The sequence below is a fragment of the Parvularcula maris genome, from assembly GCF_024505085.1.
Classification (GTDB): Bacteria; Pseudomonadota; Alphaproteobacteria; order Caulobacterales; family Parvularculaceae; genus Parvularcula; species Parvularcula maris.
Genome location: NZ_JANIBC010000010.1, coordinates 21,763 through 39,852, shown reverse-complemented (window position 1 = coordinate 39,852; position 18,090 = coordinate 21,763). Strand labels below are relative to the sequence as shown.

Below are 18,090 nucleotides of genomic sequence, written 5' to 3'. Positions count from 1 at the left end.
GTGTGCTGGTGCGGTTGTTACTTGGTGTTGTTTCTCTCCTCTCGATTGTCTTGCCCGCCCATGCCCAAAAAGACGGCCCGGTCTTTACCGGTGTCGGCTCCGGCGCGCGGGCCTTCGAGCAGCTCGACGACAAGCTGCCGACGCCGAACGTCTATAGGGCCGCCACCGGCGAGCCGGGGCCTGAGTACTGGCAGCAGCAGGCCGACTACGACATCGCCGTGGAGCTTCTGGAGGACACGAAGCGCATCGAGGCGTCGGAGACGATCACCTATACCAACAACTCGCCCCATGAGCTGCGCTATCTCTGGGTCTCCCTCGACCAGAACCGGTTCAAGAACGACAGCCTCGCCCGTCAGTCCGAGCGTCTGGCCGATGCGGGGCGGAGGCCCGGCAGCAACACGGCGCCGCGGCTCTCCTTCGGCTCGCTGGCGCGGGATGAGGCGTTCAAGGAGAACGATTACGGCTTCGAGATCGAGAGCGTGGTGGGCTCGGGCGGGCAGGACCTCGAATACACTATCGTCGACACGATGATGCGGGTGGACCTGCCGCGGCCCCTTCGCCCCGGCGGTCGCTACGAGTTCGCCATCGGCTGGTCCTTCAACATCATCAACGAGAGTGTGGTCGGTGGCCGGGGCGGCTATGAGAGCTTCCCCGTGGACGCCGAGGAGCCGACGAACGACACGATCTACTTCCTTGCCCAGTGGTTCCCGCGCATGGCGGCCTTCACCGACTATGAGGGTTGGCACAACAAGGCGTTCCTGGGGCGCGGCGAGTTCACGCTGGAGTTCGGCGACTACGAGGTGGCGATCACCGTGCCGGACGACCACATCGTCTCGGCCACCGGCGAGCTGCAGAACCCGAACCAGGTGCTTACGGCGGAGCAGCGCTCGCGCCTGAGAGAGGCTGAGAGCGCGGACAGCCCGGTCTTCATCGTCACCCCCGAAGAGGCGGCGGAGAACGAGAAAGAGGGGAGCTCCGGCACGAAGACTTGGCGATTCAAGGCGGACCAGGTGCGCGACTTCGCCTGGTCGAGCTCGCGGAAATTCATCTGGGACGCCATGGGTTTCGAGCAAGAGGATGACGAGAACCCCCTCGTCATGGCCATGAGCTTCTACCCGAACGAGGCCGAGCCGATCTGGTCGCAATACTCGACCGAGGCCGTCATCCACACGATGGACGTCTACAACAAGTTCTCCTTCAACTACCCCTACCCCACCGCCCAGTCCGTGAATGCCTGGGAGCGCGGCGGGATGGAGTACCCGATGATCACCTTCAACGGGTATCGTCCGACCACGAAGGATAATGAGGACGGCGAAGTCACCTACTCGCGAAACATCAAATACGGGCTCATCGGCGTCATCATCCACGAGATCGGGCACATCTACTTCCCGATGACGGTGAACTCGGACGAGCGTCAGTGGACCTGGATGGACGAGGGGATCAACACGTTCCTGGAGTATGTCGCGGAGTATGAGTGGGAGGAGAACTTCCCCATCCTCGGAGGCCGTCCGAACCCGAACGATGTCATCATCGACTACATGACGAGCACGAACCAGGTGCCGATCATGACCCAGTCGGACTCGATCGTGCAGTTCGGCCCCAATGCCTATTCGAAGCCCGCTTCGGCACTGGTGATCTTGCGCGAGACGGTCTTGGGCCGGGAGCTCTTCGATCCGGCCTTCCGTGAGTACTCGCGGCGCTGGAAGTTCAAGAGGCCCGCGCCGGCGGACTTCTTCCGCACCATGGAGGAGGTCTCGGGCAAGGATCTCGACTGGTTCTGGCGCGGTTGGTGGTACACGACCGATCACGTGGACATCGCTGTGACGGGCATGCAGACGCTGAAGATCTCGAGCCAGGATCCCGATGCCGAGGCGGACCTTCAGCGCGAGCAGCGGGCGGCTGATGAGCCGGAGCCTCTCGCTCAGAGGAGGAACCGTGAAGAGGGCATCGAGACGCGCCTCGAGCGCCGCCGCGATCAGCTCACGGACTTCTACAATGAGAACGACGAGTTCGAGCCGAACAACCAGCAGCGCAACGACTACAAGGCGTTCCTGGAGAAGCTGAACCCGCAGGAGCGCGCTCTGTGGGACCGAGTGCAGGAGCGCGATCCCTTCGTGCACATCATCGACTTCCGCAATATGGGCGGGCTGGTCATGCCGATCCCGCTGAAGATGACCTATGCGGACGGCTCGGAAGAGGAGATGGTGCTGCCCGCCGAAGTCTGGCGCTACGATGCGGAGGCGTTCTCCAAGCTGATCATCTCGGACAAGGAGATCGTCAGCGTCGAGATCGACGCGAACAACGAGATCGCCGACGCCGATGAGGGTAACAACGCCTTCCCCGGCAAGCCGCGCCGCAGCCGCTTCGAGCTGTTCCAGGACTCCCGCAGAGGCGGCAGCCAGATGGCGGACAGCATGGTCGAGCTTTCCAGCGACGACGAGGAAGCGGTGAACACGGAGCTTGACGGCGACGACAAAGGCGAGACGGCGGAGGACCAGGGCCCCGACGTGCCGCTCGAACCTGCCGAGGACAACGACGCCCCGGACGGAGAGGATGGCGGCGGTGAGCGCTAGAAGGCTGGGAGTTCGGTGGGCGGCCGCCTCGGCTGCAGCACTCCTCATGCTGACGGGCTGGGCCTTGGCCCACCGCATGCCCGAGGTGCATATCACGGCCGAGAGGGCGGAGCTGGGCGGTGAGCCTGCCACGGCGCTGACCTTCCGCCTCGTGGCTGCCGATGTGCTCGTGCTGCTGGGCCGTGACCGCGAGACGAACACGGATCTTTCGGACGAGGCGCTGCTGAAGGAGGCGGGCGCCCGCGTGCTCCGCGGCATCACCACGAAGGGCGGCGCGGCGCGCTATCTCGGCGCGGAGCTGGAGGACAACCACGTCTTCCTCTACGCGACAGGTCCCGAAGCGCTCGACGTGACCGATGCCAAGGTGCTGGCCTCGGTCTATGATGCGTGGACGAACATCTACAAGGACGAGCGCAAGGACGGGTCGCCCACACGCATGTTCACCCAGTGGGGCAAGCAGGGCAGCCAGCGCGGGCACAGCCATGGGCACCGGCACTGAGCTTGGGCGAGAGCTTCAAATAAAGGGTGCCCGCGAGCGAGCGCTCTTTCCCCATCCCTCGTTTCACTACCCGATCGTCATCCCGGCCTCGAGCCGGGATCCATGGGCCGACTGCGCGGGGTCAAGCCTAAGGGATTGGTCCATGGGTCCCGGATAAGCCTGACGGCTTTCCGGGATGACGGGGCGGCTTATCCGTCGCAGGCAGCAGGGCTGAGCCGTACGGCAGCTATCCCAATCTCTGCCCCAAAGGTGGCGTTTGTATACACTGCTAACAAGGCGGCCCCCTCCCGGCCACTGCCGTGGCCTTCTGCGCCTACATTTGGTCCCCCGGACCAAATGTTTTGCCTGACGGCAAACCAGCTAAGAAGCCCGTTCGGGCACCTCCCCAACAGTGGGGGAGGGAAGCAAAGCCAGTGTCTTTCTCTTGATCGCTCCCCTCTTTAAAGGGGGGAGCTGCCGGCAGGCTGAGGGGGAGGCAGCCTATGCCGTTCAAGAAACATCAGGCCACGTTTGGAGTGTATGCAAGCGCCCCTAGAGATCGCCCCGCTTGATCCAGGCGCCGATCATGGCCTCGTAGGTCTCCTCGGCGTCGAAGCTCTGGCGGACACTAATCTCGCCCTCCTCTTGGAGCTGCACCACCACGGTCATGCCGGTGGTCTGGCCGAAGCGCTTCTGCTCCTCCTCGCGAAATCGCAGGAGGCGCTCATAGCTGCCAATGTAAGTCTGGCCGAGGGGCTCGAGATCGGGGCTGAGAAAGGCGCCGCGCTGGTGGTACTCGGCATGGACGATGGCGAAGCGCTCGGCCCCGCGCTCGGAGGCCGCGTCGGCGGCGCGGGCGAGGACCGCGAACTCCAGATCTTCGATCGGCATGAGGAGGGGCTTGTCGGTGGTCAGCTTGATCCGGTCGTTGCCCAGATAGACCGCCTCGGTGACGTGCTCGATCTGCCGTACCGCCTTGTCCTCCGACAAAGGCGCCGTGGCGCAGGCCGCCGCAGCCAGGGCCATCCCCCATACCATGCGCATGATCGCTCCTCCTGCAGCCGCAACGATCCCGGCTGCTCCATTCCCTCGTCCGTTAACAAATAGCTCTTTCGGTGGCTAGGCAAGCCCCCTCAACGATCGGTCAGGGGTAGCGGGGAGGGGCGGGCGCACCCATAAAGGGCTGTCAGAAAGCCGAGCCCTTGGGGGCCTGAGGGAGCGAAGTTGAAGGACAGGCCGCTGCAGGAGACGCTGAAGCTCGACCCCGAACTGGGCGATGCCGCGACCAAGGAGGAGGCGCTGGCGGAGCTGCAGCAGCTTTTTCTATCCGCGCGCGATGGCTCGAACGCCTATGTGGGGGAGCGCTTGGACGAGCTCTACGAGCTGACCGAGCGGGCGGTGACCCTGGGTTCGAGCTACCCGCTGCCCCTGCCCGAAGAACGCCCGGCGCCGGTGCGGCTCGTGACCGAGCTGCCGCGCCTTTTGGGGCGCTATGGCGGGGGGCTGCTTCTGGCGGCGATGGCGCCGCTGGTCTATGCCGACAGCGTCATGCTGAGCATCGCAGCAGGGGTCGCGGCGGTCCTGACACTAACGACCGGCGGTAGGCCGCGCGAACGCACCCGGCCGAGACCTAAGGGGGTGGACGCCAAGTTCAGAAGCCTCGCCTCCGCCGCCGATCAGGCGCTGGTCTCGATGACGGCCCAGCGCGCTCTGCCGCCCCCGCCGCCCGGTACCAGCGCCGTGCCGGAGGAGGACATGCTGAGCTTTCTGCAGGACGCGGTGATGCTGGAGGGCGATCTGGCAGCGGAGGAAGCGGCGCAGAACGCCGCACGTCTGATCGAGCGGGCGGGCTACCGTATCGTCCGTGAACCGAGGGCGGGGCAGGGCCTCTTCGAGGTGATGACCGACCCCGACCTTCAAGGAGAGCTGATCTTGAAGCCTGCCCTCGTCCACCGAAGCGATCCGAACCGCGTCGTGCCCGGCGTTCTGGTGAGAGGCAGAAGCTGATGGCCAACCACTTTTTAGGCTTCGACCTCGGCCATGCCGACACCGCCATCGCCCTGGTCAGCGGCGACACCCGCGACCGCTTCGCAGCGCCCGCCAATATCGAGATCCACGGCCAGGTCATTCAGCCCACGGCCCTCATCCGCCAGAAGGGGCAGGCGGGGGAAGAGCTGATCGTCGGTACACGGGCGATCCGCGAGGCGGCCAAGTCCGAAGGCGGCAGCGAGCGTGCGGCCCTCAAGGCAGCGTTCAAGGCACGGCCAGCGAAGCTCGGCGAGGCGAGGCGAGACATTAGCGGCTTCTTTGCCGCCTGTCTCGAAGGGACCAACTTCGATCCCGTCCCGCCGGAGGGCTGGGCCGGGGTGGAGATCGCGGTGGGTTGTCCTTCGAGCTGGTCGGCCGACGAGGATATCCAGCAGTACCAGGAGCTTCTGATCGAGGGCATCGCGCAGACGCCCATGAAGGACGCCCGTGTCAGGGTGGTGCCGGAGAGCCGGGCCGCGCTGCTCCAGGCTATCGACAGCCCCAACTCGCCCCTGACCGCCAAGGCGCGGGACGAAAACATCCTGGTCATCGACATCGGATCCTCCACCCTCGACTTCTCGCTCATTGCGCCGGAGCGCAAAGCGGCACCCCTCCTCGATGCGGGGCTCGATCTCGGTGCGTCCTTCTTCGACCGTCAGGTGCTGGAGGCGAATTTGGAGCGAGAGGACGCAGCGAGGCGTTTTCTTCAGCACAACCCCCACTACCGCGACCTCTGGCTCTACTATGCGCGCCGGACGAAGGAGCAGTACTTCCTCGATGCGCCCACCGATCCCGAGGACCGGGTGAGCGGTGCGCCGCTGCAGCCCTACTTCACAGGGGGCAGGCGGCGGAGCCTGGAGATCACCACCAGCGGGGCGGAGATGGAGCGCTTCGAAGTGGCGCCTTACGACCGCGAGCTTCATCCGTCGGCTGAGCTCAACCTCGACCCGCTGATGCTGGAGGGGAAGAGCTGGACGGCGCTCTACGAAGAGAGCCTCCGTGCCCTGAAGGCTGCGATCGAGCGGCGGGGGACCGGCTACGGACAGGTGCTCCTGGCGGGGGGCGCCTCGCGCATGCCTTTCACCAAGGAGCTGGCCGAGCGCGTCTTCGGCACGGGCGGGGAGGTGCTGCGCGACCCCGAGCCGAGCCATCTGGTCAGCCGGGGGCTCGCCCGATGGGGACGCAAGCGGCACGATGTCGAACGCTTCTCCAAGGAGGCGACCATCCTCATGCATGAGCGGCTGCCCTCGCTTGTGGAAGGAGAGTTCCCTGCACTGAAGGCGTCGCTGGCGGCAGGCATGGCTGACCTGGTCTTCGACCGTTTCGTGGTGCCGGTGGTGGAGGACTGGAAGGACGGCGCCTTCAAGACCGGGCAGGATGTGCGCCGGGAGATCGAGCGCAACTACCGCGCCTGGCTGCCCTCGGCGGAGGCGGAGAGCTTCTTCATCGAGCGGATCAACGGTTGGTGGCGCGATCATGTCAAGCACGCCCTCGACGAGGAGCTGGACGGCCTTCACACCCAGTACGGCATCTCTCGCGACATCCAGCTTCAGTTCGACCGCGCCATCGAGCCGGGGGTCTTCGGTTTCAAGGCGGAGGCGATCGAGCTGCCCTTCGAGACCATCATTCAGATCATCATCGTGACCCTCGCTTATGTGGTGACACTGAGCATCGACGCGGCGCTGGGGGGCATCCCGTTCCTCACCGGCGGGCTGACGGCGGCGGTGTTCCTGGGCGGCAGGTTCACGAGGCGCTGGATCGCGAGCCTGGACGTGCCTGCCTTCGCCAGGCGTTTGCCGGACCGGCTGCCCGGCAAGGACAAGCTCTTCAGCGGACAGATCAAGGCCAAGGTGGAGAAGGCACTCTCCTCCTCCCTCGACAAGGCGGAGGAGAGCATCCTCGCTCAGGTCGAGGAGGCCGTCGCCGCCTCTGTTCAGAACCAGACCAGGCGGGCGCAGCTTCTCCTGATGGGAAGCGACGGAGCAGGCGTCAGGAAGGGCGGGGGAAGGTGATCCCCTGCGGGCCGATCAGCGGCGCCTGCCCGTAGACCTTCGCAAGAAGGTCCGGGACCAGAACGTCCGTAGGGGAACCCGTCGCCAGGATGCGGCCCTCGTTCATCAGGGCGACGTGGTCGGCATAGTCCTTAGCCAGGCTGAGGTCGTGCACGATCACCACGACGCAGGCGCCTTCATCGGCCTTCTTGCGCAGAAGGCTCAGCACTTGGTGCTGCTGGGCTGGGTCGAGGGCGGCGGCTGGCTCGTCGGCAAGGAGGTAGGGGGTCTCGGCAGCCAAGGCGCGGGCAACCATCAGTTTGGCGAACTCGCCGCCGGAAAGGGTGGAAGCGGACTGCTCTTTTCGCTCCCATAAGCCCACTCCGGCGAGAACCCGCTTCACCCTTGCTTGGTCCTCTGGCGTCAGACGCTGGGGAACCGCTCCGTAGGCGAAGCGGCCTAGCGCGACCACGGTATGAACGGGGAGCGGCCAGGCCAGGACGGTCTTTTGCGGCATATAGGCGATCAGCCGGGCACGCTCTTGGGGGGAATGATCCGAGAGCTGCCGGTCTTCGATGCCGACGAGGCCCTGCGGCTGAGGGATGGTGCCGAGAAGGGCGCGCAGGAGGGTGGTCTTGCCTGAACCATTGGGGCCGATGATCGCCGTGAGGCCGGGCCTCTCGAACGTCACTTCGGGGACATCGAGGATGATCCGGCCTGAGGCTTCCGCGTAGAGCTTCGAGGCGATCAGGCTCATCGGTGGCGACCCTCCTGCAGTGCGATCCAGACGAAGACCGGTGCGCCGATCAGGCTGGCGATGACGCCCAGGCGCAAGGCGCCGAAGAGAGGGACCGTCTTGAGGAGAAGGTCTGCCAGAAGCAGGAGGCAGCCGCCCAGAAGGGCAGAGGGTACGAGGCTTCGCCCCGGATCGTGCCCGGTCAGCGGTCTGACGATATGCGGGGCTACAATACCGACAAAGCCGATCCCCCCTGCGATGGCGACCGCACCGCCGGTCAGGAGCCCTGCCCCGCCGACCGCCAGAAGGCGGTGACGGCGGATATCGAGACCGGAGACCGACGCGATCTCCTCGCCAAGGGTGAGGAAGGTCAGCCCCCTTCCGGAGAGGAGGCAAAGGATAGTGCCTGCGATGAGGAAGGGGCTCGCGAAGAGGATGTCCTGGAGGCTTCGGTTGGCGACCGAGCCGAAGGACCAGTTGACCATCTCTGCGAGGGTGAAGGGCGTGGGAGAGAGAACGAGAAGCACGCTCATCAGTGCACCAATGAACGAGGAGAGACCGATGCCGAAGAGGATGAGGGTGGAGGTCCGCTTGATCGAGATCGCGGCGAAAGAGATGAGGAGCGTCGCCGCCAAAGCCCCCAGCGCTGCACTAGCCGGAACCGCGAAAAGGGGCGCGGCGAACCCGAAATAGAGTGCGAGGGTGGCGCCGAAGATGGCCGCCGCGGTGACGCCCAGCACACCCGGCTCAGCGAGCGGGTTGCGCAGGAGGCCCTGGAGGGTGGCCCCTGCCATGGCGAGCGCCGCGCCGGTGACGAAGGCGGCGAGGCTGCGCGGTAGGCGGATCTCCTGGACGATGATACGTGCCTGGGCGTCCCCTTGCCCGAGAAGAGCGGTGATGACTTGCCAGGCAGACAACTCCGCCGGTCCTGGCAGGAGGCTGACGGCAAGAAGTAGAAGCGAGGCCGAGACCAGGATGGGCGTGAGGTGCTTCACAGGCCCTCCTCGATCAGGCGCGGCACGGCCAGCATGGGAAAGGCGGCGCAGGCCATGCGGTCGCCGGGAATGTCCGTGCGGGGCGTATCTTCTAGCAGGCCTCTCGCAAGGGGGTGGCGCATCGTGTCCCACCACCCCTCGAACCGGTCGCGGCTGTCGAAGAAGCCCGTGACGATGAGGTCGGGCTTTTGGCCGACCAACTCCTCCAAGGGCAGCTCATGCCAACCCGAGCGCTGCTCGTAGTTGGTGAGGCCCGCCTGCTCCAGCAGCAAGGATGTCAGCGTTCCGCGGCCTGCGACCACGCCCGAGGGGGTGAGGTAGAGGGCCGTGCGGTCTACGCCGCTTCTAGGGGTTTCAGCGAGCGGGCCAGGGGCCTTGCCGCCCAGTCTTGACGCCAAACGCTCCGTGTTGGCAGCAATCTCCTTTGGCGTGGCGGGGAAGCCTATCTCGATGATCTCGACCCCCGAACGGCGCAGGAGACTGACCAGCCGTGCATCCCCGCCATAGGAGCGCACAACGAGGGTGGGCCGGTGGGCGAGGATCGCCTCGGCCTCTGGCGGTACCTTGTGCAGGCCCTTCGCGCGGTCACGCAGGAAGGCGAAGTCACCCTCCGCGCCCTCCGATAGGGCGGCCACCGAGCTTCGCTCGGCGAAGGCCAGAATGTGAAGATCGGCGCAGTGGTCGATACTGACGATCCGCTCGTCAGGTGTAGCGGCCGCTGCACCGAAGAAGAGGAGGGCCGCCAGCATCCACCTCATGGATTAAACCGCAGACCGAGAAAAGCCGAGCGGCCAAGCGTTCCGAACCCGAACACTTCTTGGTAGTCCGCATCGAGAAGGTTTTCGGCTCGGAGGTAGAGCTGCACCTTCTCGCCGATGTCGTAGCTGAGCTGGCTGTCGAGGGTGATCCATCCGGGCGTGATACCGAAACTGTCCTCCTCTTCGCTGTTGGCGCGTAAGGATAGCTGACCGGCGAAGGGACCTTCGGGATCGAAGAAGAGGAAGGTCGTGCCGCTGTGACGCGGGACCCTGGCGAGGCGGTCGCCCTCGCCATTCTCCGCATCGAGATAGGTGTAGGAGAGGGTGGCGGTCACGATGCTGCCGAGGGTCTGGGACAGGCCTAGCTCGACCCCTGTCGTCTCCGCTTCGGCGATGTTGATGTAGGTGCCGCTGGCGAAATCGAAGTCGATGAGGTCGTCCGTGTCTTGCTTGAAGACCGCCACATCGAGGCTGGTCCTCTCACGGACGAAGGCAGCGCCGATCTCGTAGCTACGAGACCGCTCGGGCTGCAGGTCGAGATTGGGCTCCGTCGAGCCGCAGCAGAAGAAGGTCTCCTGAAAGAGGCTCGGGGCCTTGAAGCCCTCGCCGTAATTGGCGCGGAAGGTAAGGTAGTCATGGGCTCGGAACGCCGCTGCCAGCCGCGAGGTGACTTCGGTGCCGAACTCTTCGTGATCGTCGGCGCGAAGGCCTGCGGAGAGGGTTAGGCGCTCGGTGATCTCGGCCTCGCCTACGGCGAAAGCGCTGAGGATGGAGGTGCTGCGACCGTCCGCCTCCCGAAGGTCCGCCTCGCCGCCTAGCGCCGTTCGCAGGGGTGCTTCGCTGGGCGAGTTGAGCTGGTAGCGCAGCGTGGTGCGCTCACCCTTAGCGGAGAAGGTTTCCGTACCCCCCGTCTCGTTCTTGCGGTTGAGTTGCCGGTAGCCAGCGAGGAAGCTCTGGTTCCACCCGCCGCCGAACTCGGGGAAGGCGAAGCGGAGGCTGCCGCCGAACTCCTCCGTATCGGTCTCGTTGTCCGTATCGCCGACATTGCCCGGCGCGCCGGAGACGAAGCCGTCGGTTTCGGTCTCGGCTGTCTGGTAGTGGAAGCTGGTGTCGATCCTAGTCCCGGCGAACTCCGTGTTGCTGCTCAGTGTGCCGCTGAAGCTGTCGAAGCCGTCTTCCTCCGTGTTGCCGGCTTCCTCGTCGGCCTTGGAGATGCCGTCCGAGGTGATGCCGGAGAGGGACAGGCGCACGCCGTTTGCACCGGATGCAGCGGCGGCGGAGATGCCTGCGCGAAGAGTGCCGAAGCTGCCGCCCTCGGCAAAGCCTGCGAGGGGCGCACCGCCCGTCCGCCTGGTGGTGATGGCGACCACACCGCCAATGGCCTCCGAGCCCCAGAGCGCCGATTGCGGACCGCGCAGGACCTCCACCCGCTCGATCTGGGAGGGGGCGAGGCGGGACAAATCGAACCCGCCGCCAGGGCTCGCCGTGTCTCCGACGGGCACGCCGTCGATGAGCACGAGGGTCTGGTCCGTGCCCGCCCCCCTGATGCGCAAGGAAGCAGCGCCGCCCAACGGGCCGTTACGGTTTAAGGTGACGCCGGGAACGGTGGCGAGGCTATCGGCCAGGAACACATCGCCTAGACGGACCAGGTCCTCGCGGTCGATGACGGAGATGGAGGTGCCGCTGTCTAAAAGGCGCTGTTCGAGGCGCGTCCCCCGAACGACGATCTCGTCGGGCGGCGCGACTGCCGCGGCGGTGCTGAGAAGGATAGTGGTAAGTAGCATGGGTGACCTCACCAGGCGGGAGCGCCGCCCGGCCGTTTCGCGTTGAACAAGCCCGGATGCCGGAAGGCTCCCGGATCGTGCCGTTGCAAAGGAGGCTCGCTCCCACCCGAATGGCCTGTTCCCGGACCGCGGGTGAACGACGTGACGGCAGGTCTCCTGGCTCCCCGGTCGCTGCGTCGGGCCGCCTTCCCAAACTTCGCCTAGGCTCGTTCAGTGGCGTCTTGGCCGTCCGCTCACGGGTCACAGTTGCGGGTACAGCGCCGGATCCTCACCGGCTTCCCTCTTCGCCGACCGTTAAGGCCGGAACCATCGGCGGCTCTTTTCGGGGCGGTGCGACAGGCTGTCAATGGACAGGCCGATCACTGCGCGGCAGCACAGACGGCTTGCCTCTCCGCCGAGGCGCGCTAACCCTCGTCCCCGTGGGCTATGCGGCCCCAAGGAGACCTCTATGGAAAGCCTGGCTGGCGACCTTCGCGAGATGCAGCGCACCCCCCTGGCGGACGAGCACGTCGCCATGCTGCGCGAGGAGGGAACGGAGAAGATCTTCGAGAAGGGGGAGATGGTGGTCGAGATGGGCACACCCATGGACCAGTTCATCTTCTGCGAAGAGGGAGAGGTGGAGCTCCTCGATCCCCGCACCGGTGAGAAGGCCGTCGAGGCCACCATCGGGCCGGGTCAGTATCTCGGCGAGATCAACTTTCTCAACGGCGGAAGCTGGCACCTGCCCATGCGCGCGGCGAAGCGGACGCGCTGCACCGTGGTGCCGCGGGAGGTGATGCTGGGCCTCATGTCCCGCGTGCCGGAGATGAGCGACATCATCGTCACGGTCTTCGCAGCGCGCCGTAGGCGGACCTTCGAGGATCAGAACAGCGGGCTGACGATCATCGGCGCGGAGGTGGATACGGAGCTGAGCGAGGTCGCCTCCTTCGTCTCGCGCAACCGCATCCCGCACAAGATGATGACGCTGGGCTCGGACGAAGCCAACGCCTTCTTGGAGAAAGCCGGTCAGCCTCAGGATAAACCGGTGGCGATCGGCGGGGCGGACGAGGTGCTGGAGAGCCTGAAACCGCGCGACGTGGCCCGCTATATCGGCCTCGACCTGCCGCTGTCGAAGAAGGATAGTTTCGACGTGGTGATCGTCGGCGGCGGCCCTGCGGGGATCGCGGCGGCGGTCTATGCGGGTGCGGAGGGATTGTCGGCACTCGTCATCGAGAACCAAGTGATCGGCGGACAGGCGGGCTCCTCCTCGCGGATCGAGAACTATATGGGCTTTCCCACCGGTATCTCCGGCGCCGATCTTTGCCTGCGCGGCGAGATCCAGGCCATGCGGCTCGGCACCAAATTCGTCATGCCCCGGAAAGTCGAGCGGCTGACAGGGCTGAGCGATGCGGACGGTTTCTGCATCGGCCTCGAAGACGGCGAGGAGGTGCGGGCCAGGGCGGTGGTCATCGCCACGGGTGTTCAGTACAGGCAGCTTCCGCTGGACCGGTTGGACGAGTTCGAGGGGAGGGGCATCTACTACGCCGCCACCGATCTCGAGGCGCGGTTCTGCAAGGGGGCGGAGGCCGTGGTCATTGGCGGCGGCAACTCGGCGGGGCAGGCGGCCATGTATCTCTCCCGCTCGGCAAGCCACGTGCATGTGCTGATCCGGGGCAAGGAGCTGGCCTCCTCCATGTCCGCCTATCTCTCGCGCAGGCTGGAGCAGGACCCGAAGATCACGCTGCACTTCGAGACGGAGTGCGTGGGGCTCGGCGGGGATGACCGGCTGAGCCGTGTGACCCTCTCCAAACCGGAGGGCGAGGTGGAGATCGAGACCCCCGCCCTGTTCGTGATGATCGGCGCTGCGCCGTGCACGGACTGGATATGCGAGGAGGTGGCCCTGGACGAGAAGGGCTTCGTGAAAACCGGCGGCCAGGACTACACCCCGTCCGTCTACGCCACCAGCGTGCCGGGCATCTTCGCCGTCGGCGATGTGCGGGCAGGATCGGTCAAGCGTGTGGCCTCCTCTGTGGGCGAAGGATCGGTGGTCATCAGCGAGGTCTGGAACCATCTGCACGGGACGGAAAGTGCCTGAAGGGGCGCCGGAACTGTTCGACCTCACCGGGCAGCGCGCGCTCGTCACCGGGGCCTCTTCCGGGCTGGGGTACGAGATCGCCAAGGGGCTGGCGAGCTGCGGCGCCGAACTGGTCATCAACAGCCGCTCGCCCGAGCGCGCGGGCAGGGCGGCGGCGGAGGTAGGGGGCGAGGCGCTCTGCTTCGACGCCAGCGACCCGGCGGCGGCGGAGGCGGCGTTTCGCGATCTGGAGGCGAGAAAGCCGATCAGCATCTTGATCAACAATGCGGGCCTCAGAAACCGTAAGGGCCTGCAGGAGTACGGCGTTGCGGAGGTCGAAGCGATGCTCCGTGCCAATACCGTCGCGCCCTTCCACCTCGCGCGCGTGGCGGGACGAGCCATGGCCGAGCGCGGGTACGGGCGTATCGTCAACATGACCTCGGTGACCGGCCCCTTGGCGAGGGGCTACGACCACCCCTACGGCATGTCGAAAAGCGCCCTGGAGGCGGCGACCCGGTCCCTGGCTGCGAGTTTCGGCGCGAGCGGGGTGACGGTGAACGCGGTGGCACCTGGCTTCTTCCGTACGAAAAGCAACGAGAGCCTGCTCGCCGATGACGAGCTGATGAAGTGGGCGGAGGCTCGTTTCGCCGTCGGGCGCTGCGGCGAACCGCACGAGATCGCGGCGGCCGCCGTCTTCCTGGCCGGCCCCGGCGCGTCGTTCATCACGGGGCAGACCATCTTCGTCGATGGGGGGATGATGGGCCAGTACTGAAGGGGATCACGCCGGATCGGTTCGTCCCGGATGCAGAACCTTCTGCATCGCCGCCATGACCTCTTCGGGGCCGCAAGGTTTGGTGCAGACCTCCGCGCCTGGGAACTCGCTCAGAAGGGAGGTCGGCTCGGCATGGCCTGAGTGAAAGATGATGCCCGCGCCCCGAGCTTTCAGTAGGGCGGCGGCGTCGAAGGACTTGCCGTCCGGAAGGGCGATGTCGAGGATGGCGACGTCGATCCACTCCTCACCGATCAGGTTCATCGCCTCCTGGCAGCTACCGGCGACCAAGATGTCACCGACGCCGAGGGAAGAGGCGGCGAGTTCGAGGTCCATGGCGACGAGCGCCTCGTCCTCGACGATCAGAAGCCTGAGGTTACGCATGCTCTACCGGTGGTTTCCTGGAAGGCGGATGGTGAGAAGGGCGTGAAGTCCCTCCTCCGTCCACTGCCTTTCGATGCTGCCGCGAAGCTGCCTGACGCTCGCGTCGATGAGTTTCGTGCCGAAGCCGTGCGCGGCGTCCCCCGCACCCTTGCTGGGCTGGCTACCCTTCTCCTTCCACTGAAGGCTGATGCTGCCATCCTCTTCGGTCTTCCAATGGATGGCAAGCTCCGCGTCTTGACTGGACAGGCCGCCATATTTGACGGCGTTGGTGGCGAGCTCGTGGACGATCAGGCTGATCGGGGTGATGGCGTCCACCGGTACGTCGACGGGGGTGCCCTCGAGGGTGACCTCGGCCGCGGTTCCGTGGGGAGCGAGGATCTTCTGCAGGAGAGAGTGAAGGTCCACATTGGCCAGCACGGTCTTGTTCTGGGTAAGCTCGTAGGCCCGGCCTAGGGCGTTCACCCGGTCGCGCAGGGAAACGGCGTAGTCGGGGACGTTGCTGGCTCTCTTGGCGGTGGTGTTGATCAGGGAGGAGACGACCGCGAAGAGGTTCTTCACCCGGTGGTTCATCTCCCGCACCAGGAGCTGCTGGTTCTCGCGGGCCTCCTCCTCGAAGGTGATGTCGTAGTTGAGGCCGAGCATGCGGCGCTGGCCCGCGGGAAGCTGAAGCAGCTGCCCCACGCCCTTCAGCCAACGGACGGAGCCGTCGGGCAGGGGGATGCGGAACTCCTGCTCGTAGGCTCCCCTGTCCCGCCTCGCCTTCTCGAAATCCTGAAGCACGCGGTCGCGGTCGTCCGGGTGGATCTGGTCGATGAAGTCGGTGACGGTGACCTCCTTCTTCTCCGGCATGTCGAAGAGGCGGAGAAGGGTCTCGTCGCACTCGACGATGTCGGTATCGAGGTCGATCTCCCACACGCCGATCTCGCCGATGGACATGGCGAGCCGGAGCCGCTCGGTCTTCTCATAGACGTCGTTCTCGAGACGTTTGAGGCGGGTGATGTCGTTGAAGGTGAGGGTGGCGCCGTCGACCTCTCCGGCAGCGGACTTGTAGGGTAGGATCCGCATAATGAAGGTCATGGTGTTGTCTTTGTTTTCGACAACGCGCTCGACCGGCTCGTTATGCTCGATGCAGTGCTGAACGTCGCTGAGGAGGTTGACCTCGTCGACGAGCAGGTTGATCTCGGAAAGGGGCCTGCCCTTGTCTGCGTTCTGGAAGGGGAAGATCTGCCGCGACTGGTCGGTGAAGGTCCGCACCATGAGGTCGCGGTCAACCACCACCACGGCCATCTTGATCGAGGTGAGGAAGTTGGCAAGGTCGGCATTCACCACGCCCAGCTCGTCGACCTTGTGCTTGAGCTCCTCGTTGACCGTCGAGAGCTCTTCGTTCGCCGACTGAAGCTCCTCGTTCGCCGACATCATCTCTTCGTTGGAGCTCTTCAGCTCCTCATTGGCGGTCTCGAGCTCCTCCACCGCCCCGCGCAGGCGGTAGCGGGTCAGGCGAAGCTCCGCCTCCAGATCGTTGACGCGGTCGTCCGCATCGCCGCCTTCGATATAGTAGTCCTGCAGCTTCTGGCGGAACTGGCCGACATTGATGAAGACGAGGGCGAGCAGCCCCTCGCGCAAGGGTTCGGCGACGACGTCCACGGTCTGGATGCCGAACTGCGACTCCACCTCGATATCCTTCGCCGCCTGCCGCCGCCCCGTCTTCCTAGCCTTCATGATCAGAGGAAAGACAGTTTCCCTCAGACCCTCGCGGGCCAGCCTGAAGATATGCTGGTCGCGCTCTCCGGGGTAGGATTTGAGATAGGGGCTGAGGTCGCCGGACGAGCCCCTGACATCGCCGTCCTCGTTGATGCGGACGAAGGGCGGCGCGAACCGCTCCATGATCTCCGTGTTCGGCGTTTCCGTCCGCTCTTCGAGATGGGCATAGGGGGAGGGGGAAGCGGATCGCGGGGCGGTGACACGCGGCGTATCGACGCCGAGGGGAAGCCGAATGGGCTCACGGGCATGAGTATCTTTGCGTTTGAACAGGCGAGCCTTCTGGTCGATCGGGGCGAAGAGGTCTTCGCGCCGCGCGATGCTCTCCGACGGCCCGAGAAAGAGGAAGCCGCCCGGCCTGAGGCTGTAGTGCATCAGCGGGATGAGGTGCTGCTGCACCTTGTCCGTGAGATAGATGAGCAGGTTCCGGCAGGAGATCAGGTCGAGGTTCGAGAAGGGCGGGTCCTTGACGAGGTTGTGGACGGAGAACCTCACCATATCGCGTACCCTCGGCGCGATGCGGAACTGGCTGTCCATGCCGATCGTGTAGCTGTTGCGGAACTCCTCGGGTATGTCCTTGAGGGCGGCGGTCGGGTAGTGCCCCTCCCGCGCGATGCGGATCATGGTGTCGTCGACATCGGTGGCGAAAATCTGCACGAGAGGTCGCCTGTTCATCCGTGTGCCCACATGATCGAACAGCATGGCGAGGGAGTAGGCCTCCTGGCCGCTGGAGCAGCCCGGCACCCAGACGCGAATCTGGTGGGAGCGAGGGGTGCTCTCCACCAGAGGCTCGACCACCTCCCGCCGCAGGAGGTCGAAATACTCCTTGTCCCGGAAGAAGTTGGTGACGTTGATGAGGAGGTCCCTGAACAGGGCCTCGGAGGCGGCAGGGGAGGCGCGCAGGAAGGCGATATACTCGTCCGGGTCGAGCTTCTCCGTAAGCTGCATGTGACGGGAGATACGCCGGACGAGCGTGGGGTGCTTGTAGCCGGAGAAGTCGTGCCCGACGCTATCGCGCAAGGTACGGACGATCTCGTCGAGCTGGCTTTCGAGCTCCTCTCCGCTACCGAGAAGGGCACCCTTGTCGCGGCTGGAGAAGTAGCGGTGCAGCCGGGCGAACATCTCGCCCGTGGGCATGACGTGGTCGGCAAGCCCTGTGGCGATGGCGGAGTTGGGCATGCCGTCATAGCGGGAGGTCTCGGGAGACTGGACCAGGACGACCCCGCCCATCTCCTTGACCGTGCGAAGCCCCTCCGAGCCGTCGGCGCCGGTGCCGGAGAGGATGACGCAGGCGCAGTCGGCCCCTTGAGCCGCGCCAAGGCTTTCCAGGAAGGTGTCGATCGGCCGCCTCAAGCCCCTCGGCTCGTCGAAGGCGGTCAGGACGAAGCGCCCCTCCTCGATGGAGAGGGCGTTGCCCGGCGGGATGATGTGCAGCGTGTCCGGCTCGATCCGGTCGCCCTTGCGGACCTGGCGCACGCTCAGCCTGGTCTTGCGGCTGAGAAGCTCCGGCAGCATGCTCTCATGGTTGGGGTCGAGGTGCTGAACCAGCACGAAGGCCATACCGGTGTTCGGATCGCCCTCGCGCAGCATCTCCGTCACGGCTTCGAGACCGCCCGCCGAAGCGCCGATGCCGATGACGGGGAAGCTCAGTTGCGGCTCAAACTTCGCCGGGCATTCCTCGGTACCATCCGCGCTCACTACTGGGCTCCTTGCCGTCTCAGCCGTTCGCTACGATCGAGGTGAACGGCTGCCCACCCAAGGTTTTGCGCCCTGTGCGGGGCGA

13 protein-coding genes and 1 riboswitch are annotated in these 18,090 nt (G+C 65.5%); of the genes, 6 read left to right on the top strand and 7 right to left on the bottom strand.

Features of this window, described 5'->3' with window-relative positions; genetic code table 11:
- Positions 1 to 8: 8 nt before the first annotated feature.
- Together NOG11_RS11320 and NOG11_RS11315 are read left to right on the top strand one after the other, a co-directional pair.
- Positions 9 to 2,573, top strand: a complete 2,565-nt coding sequence (locus NOG11_RS11320; protein WP_256619876.1) for a M1 family metallopeptidase — start codon at positions 9 to 11, stop codon at positions 2,571 to 2,573.
- On the top strand, positions 2,563 to 3,072 hold the full coding sequence (locus tag NOG11_RS11315; protein ID WP_256619875.1) for a hypothetical protein: 510 nt from the start codon (positions 2,563 to 2,565) through the stop codon (positions 3,070 to 3,072). Before NOG11_RS11320 ends, NOG11_RS11315 begins: the two co-directional genes overlap by 11 nt.
- A gap of 531 nt (positions 3,073 to 3,603) precedes the next feature.
- Here NOG11_RS11315 and NOG11_RS11310 read toward each other — a convergent pair.
- Entirely contained in the window at positions 3,604 to 4,095 is a 492-nt protein-coding gene (locus tag NOG11_RS11310) for a hypothetical protein (protein WP_256619874.1), read from the bottom strand.
- Between the two features lie 180 nt (positions 4,096 to 4,275).
- Here NOG11_RS11310 and NOG11_RS11305 point away from each other — a divergent pair, with 180 nt between their 5' ends.
- Positions 4,276 to 5,058, top strand: a complete 783-nt coding sequence (locus NOG11_RS11305; RefSeq protein ID WP_256619873.1) for a hypothetical protein — start codon at positions 4,276 to 4,278, stop codon at positions 5,056 to 5,058.
- Positions 5,058 to 7,091, top strand: coding sequence for an acetate and sugar kinases/Hsc70/actin family protein (locus tag NOG11_RS11300; RefSeq protein WP_256619872.1), 2,034 nt, complete (start codon positions 5,058 to 5,060; stop codon positions 7,089 to 7,091). The genes NOG11_RS11305 and NOG11_RS11300 overlap by 1 nt, the downstream gene beginning before the upstream one ends.
- Here NOG11_RS11300 and NOG11_RS11295 read toward each other — a convergent pair.
- The 4 genes from NOG11_RS11295 to NOG11_RS11280 are packed head-to-tail and all read right to left on the bottom strand — an operon-like array spanning position 7,069 to position 11,343.
- Positions 7,069 to 7,827, bottom strand: coding sequence for an ABC transporter ATP-binding protein (locus tag NOG11_RS11295; RefSeq protein ID WP_256619871.1), 759 nt, complete (start codon positions 7,825 to 7,827; stop codon positions 7,069 to 7,071). The genes NOG11_RS11300 and NOG11_RS11295 overlap by 23 nt on opposite strands.
- Positions 7,824 to 8,801, bottom strand: coding sequence for a FecCD family ABC transporter permease (locus NOG11_RS11290; protein WP_256619870.1), 978 nt, complete (start codon positions 8,799 to 8,801; stop codon positions 7,824 to 7,826). The genes NOG11_RS11295 and NOG11_RS11290 overlap by 4 nt, the downstream gene beginning before the upstream one ends.
- A complete protein-coding gene (locus NOG11_RS11285; RefSeq protein ID WP_256619869.1) occupies positions 8,798 to 9,559 on the bottom strand; it encodes a substrate-binding domain-containing protein in 762 nt (253 codons plus the stop codon). The genes NOG11_RS11290 and NOG11_RS11285 overlap by 4 nt, the downstream gene beginning before the upstream one ends.
- Positions 9,556 to 11,343 carry a TonB-dependent receptor plug domain-containing protein gene (locus NOG11_RS11280; RefSeq protein WP_256619868.1) on the bottom strand — a complete coding sequence of 596 codons (1,788 nt, stop codon included), beginning with the start codon at positions 11,341 to 11,343 and terminating at the stop codon, positions 9,556 to 9,558. The genes NOG11_RS11285 and NOG11_RS11280 overlap by 4 nt, the downstream gene beginning before the upstream one ends.
- Before the next feature lie 128 nt (positions 11,344 to 11,471).
- Positions 11,472 to 11,669, bottom strand: a riboswitch (cobalamin riboswitch).
- A 122-nt stretch (positions 11,670 to 11,791) separates the two neighbouring features.
- Between NOG11_RS11280 and NOG11_RS11275 the strand changes: the two genes are divergently transcribed.
- Complete coding sequence (locus NOG11_RS11275) at positions 11,792 to 13,417, top strand: FAD-dependent oxidoreductase (protein WP_256619867.1); 1,626 nt, start codon at positions 11,792 to 11,794, stop codon at positions 13,415 to 13,417.
- Entirely contained in the window at positions 13,410 to 14,168 is a 759-nt protein-coding gene (locus NOG11_RS11270; protein WP_256619866.1) for an SDR family oxidoreductase, read from the top strand. Before NOG11_RS11275 ends, NOG11_RS11270 begins: the two co-directional genes overlap by 8 nt.
- A gap of 6 nt (positions 14,169 to 14,174) precedes the next feature.
- On the opposite strand, the gene NOG11_RS11265 is transcribed toward NOG11_RS11270, so the two are convergent.
- Positions 14,175 to 14,549: a response regulator gene (locus tag NOG11_RS11265; protein WP_256619865.1), complete on the bottom strand. Its 375-nt coding sequence runs from the start codon at positions 14,547 to 14,549 to the stop codon at positions 14,175 to 14,177.
- A 3-nt stretch (positions 14,550 to 14,552) separates the two neighbouring features.
- On the bottom strand, positions 14,553 to 18,005 hold the full coding sequence (locus tag NOG11_RS11260; RefSeq protein WP_256619864.1) for a CheR family methyltransferase: 3,453 nt from the start codon (positions 18,003 to 18,005) through the stop codon (positions 14,553 to 14,555).
- Positions 18,006 to 18,090 lie beyond the last annotated feature (85 nt).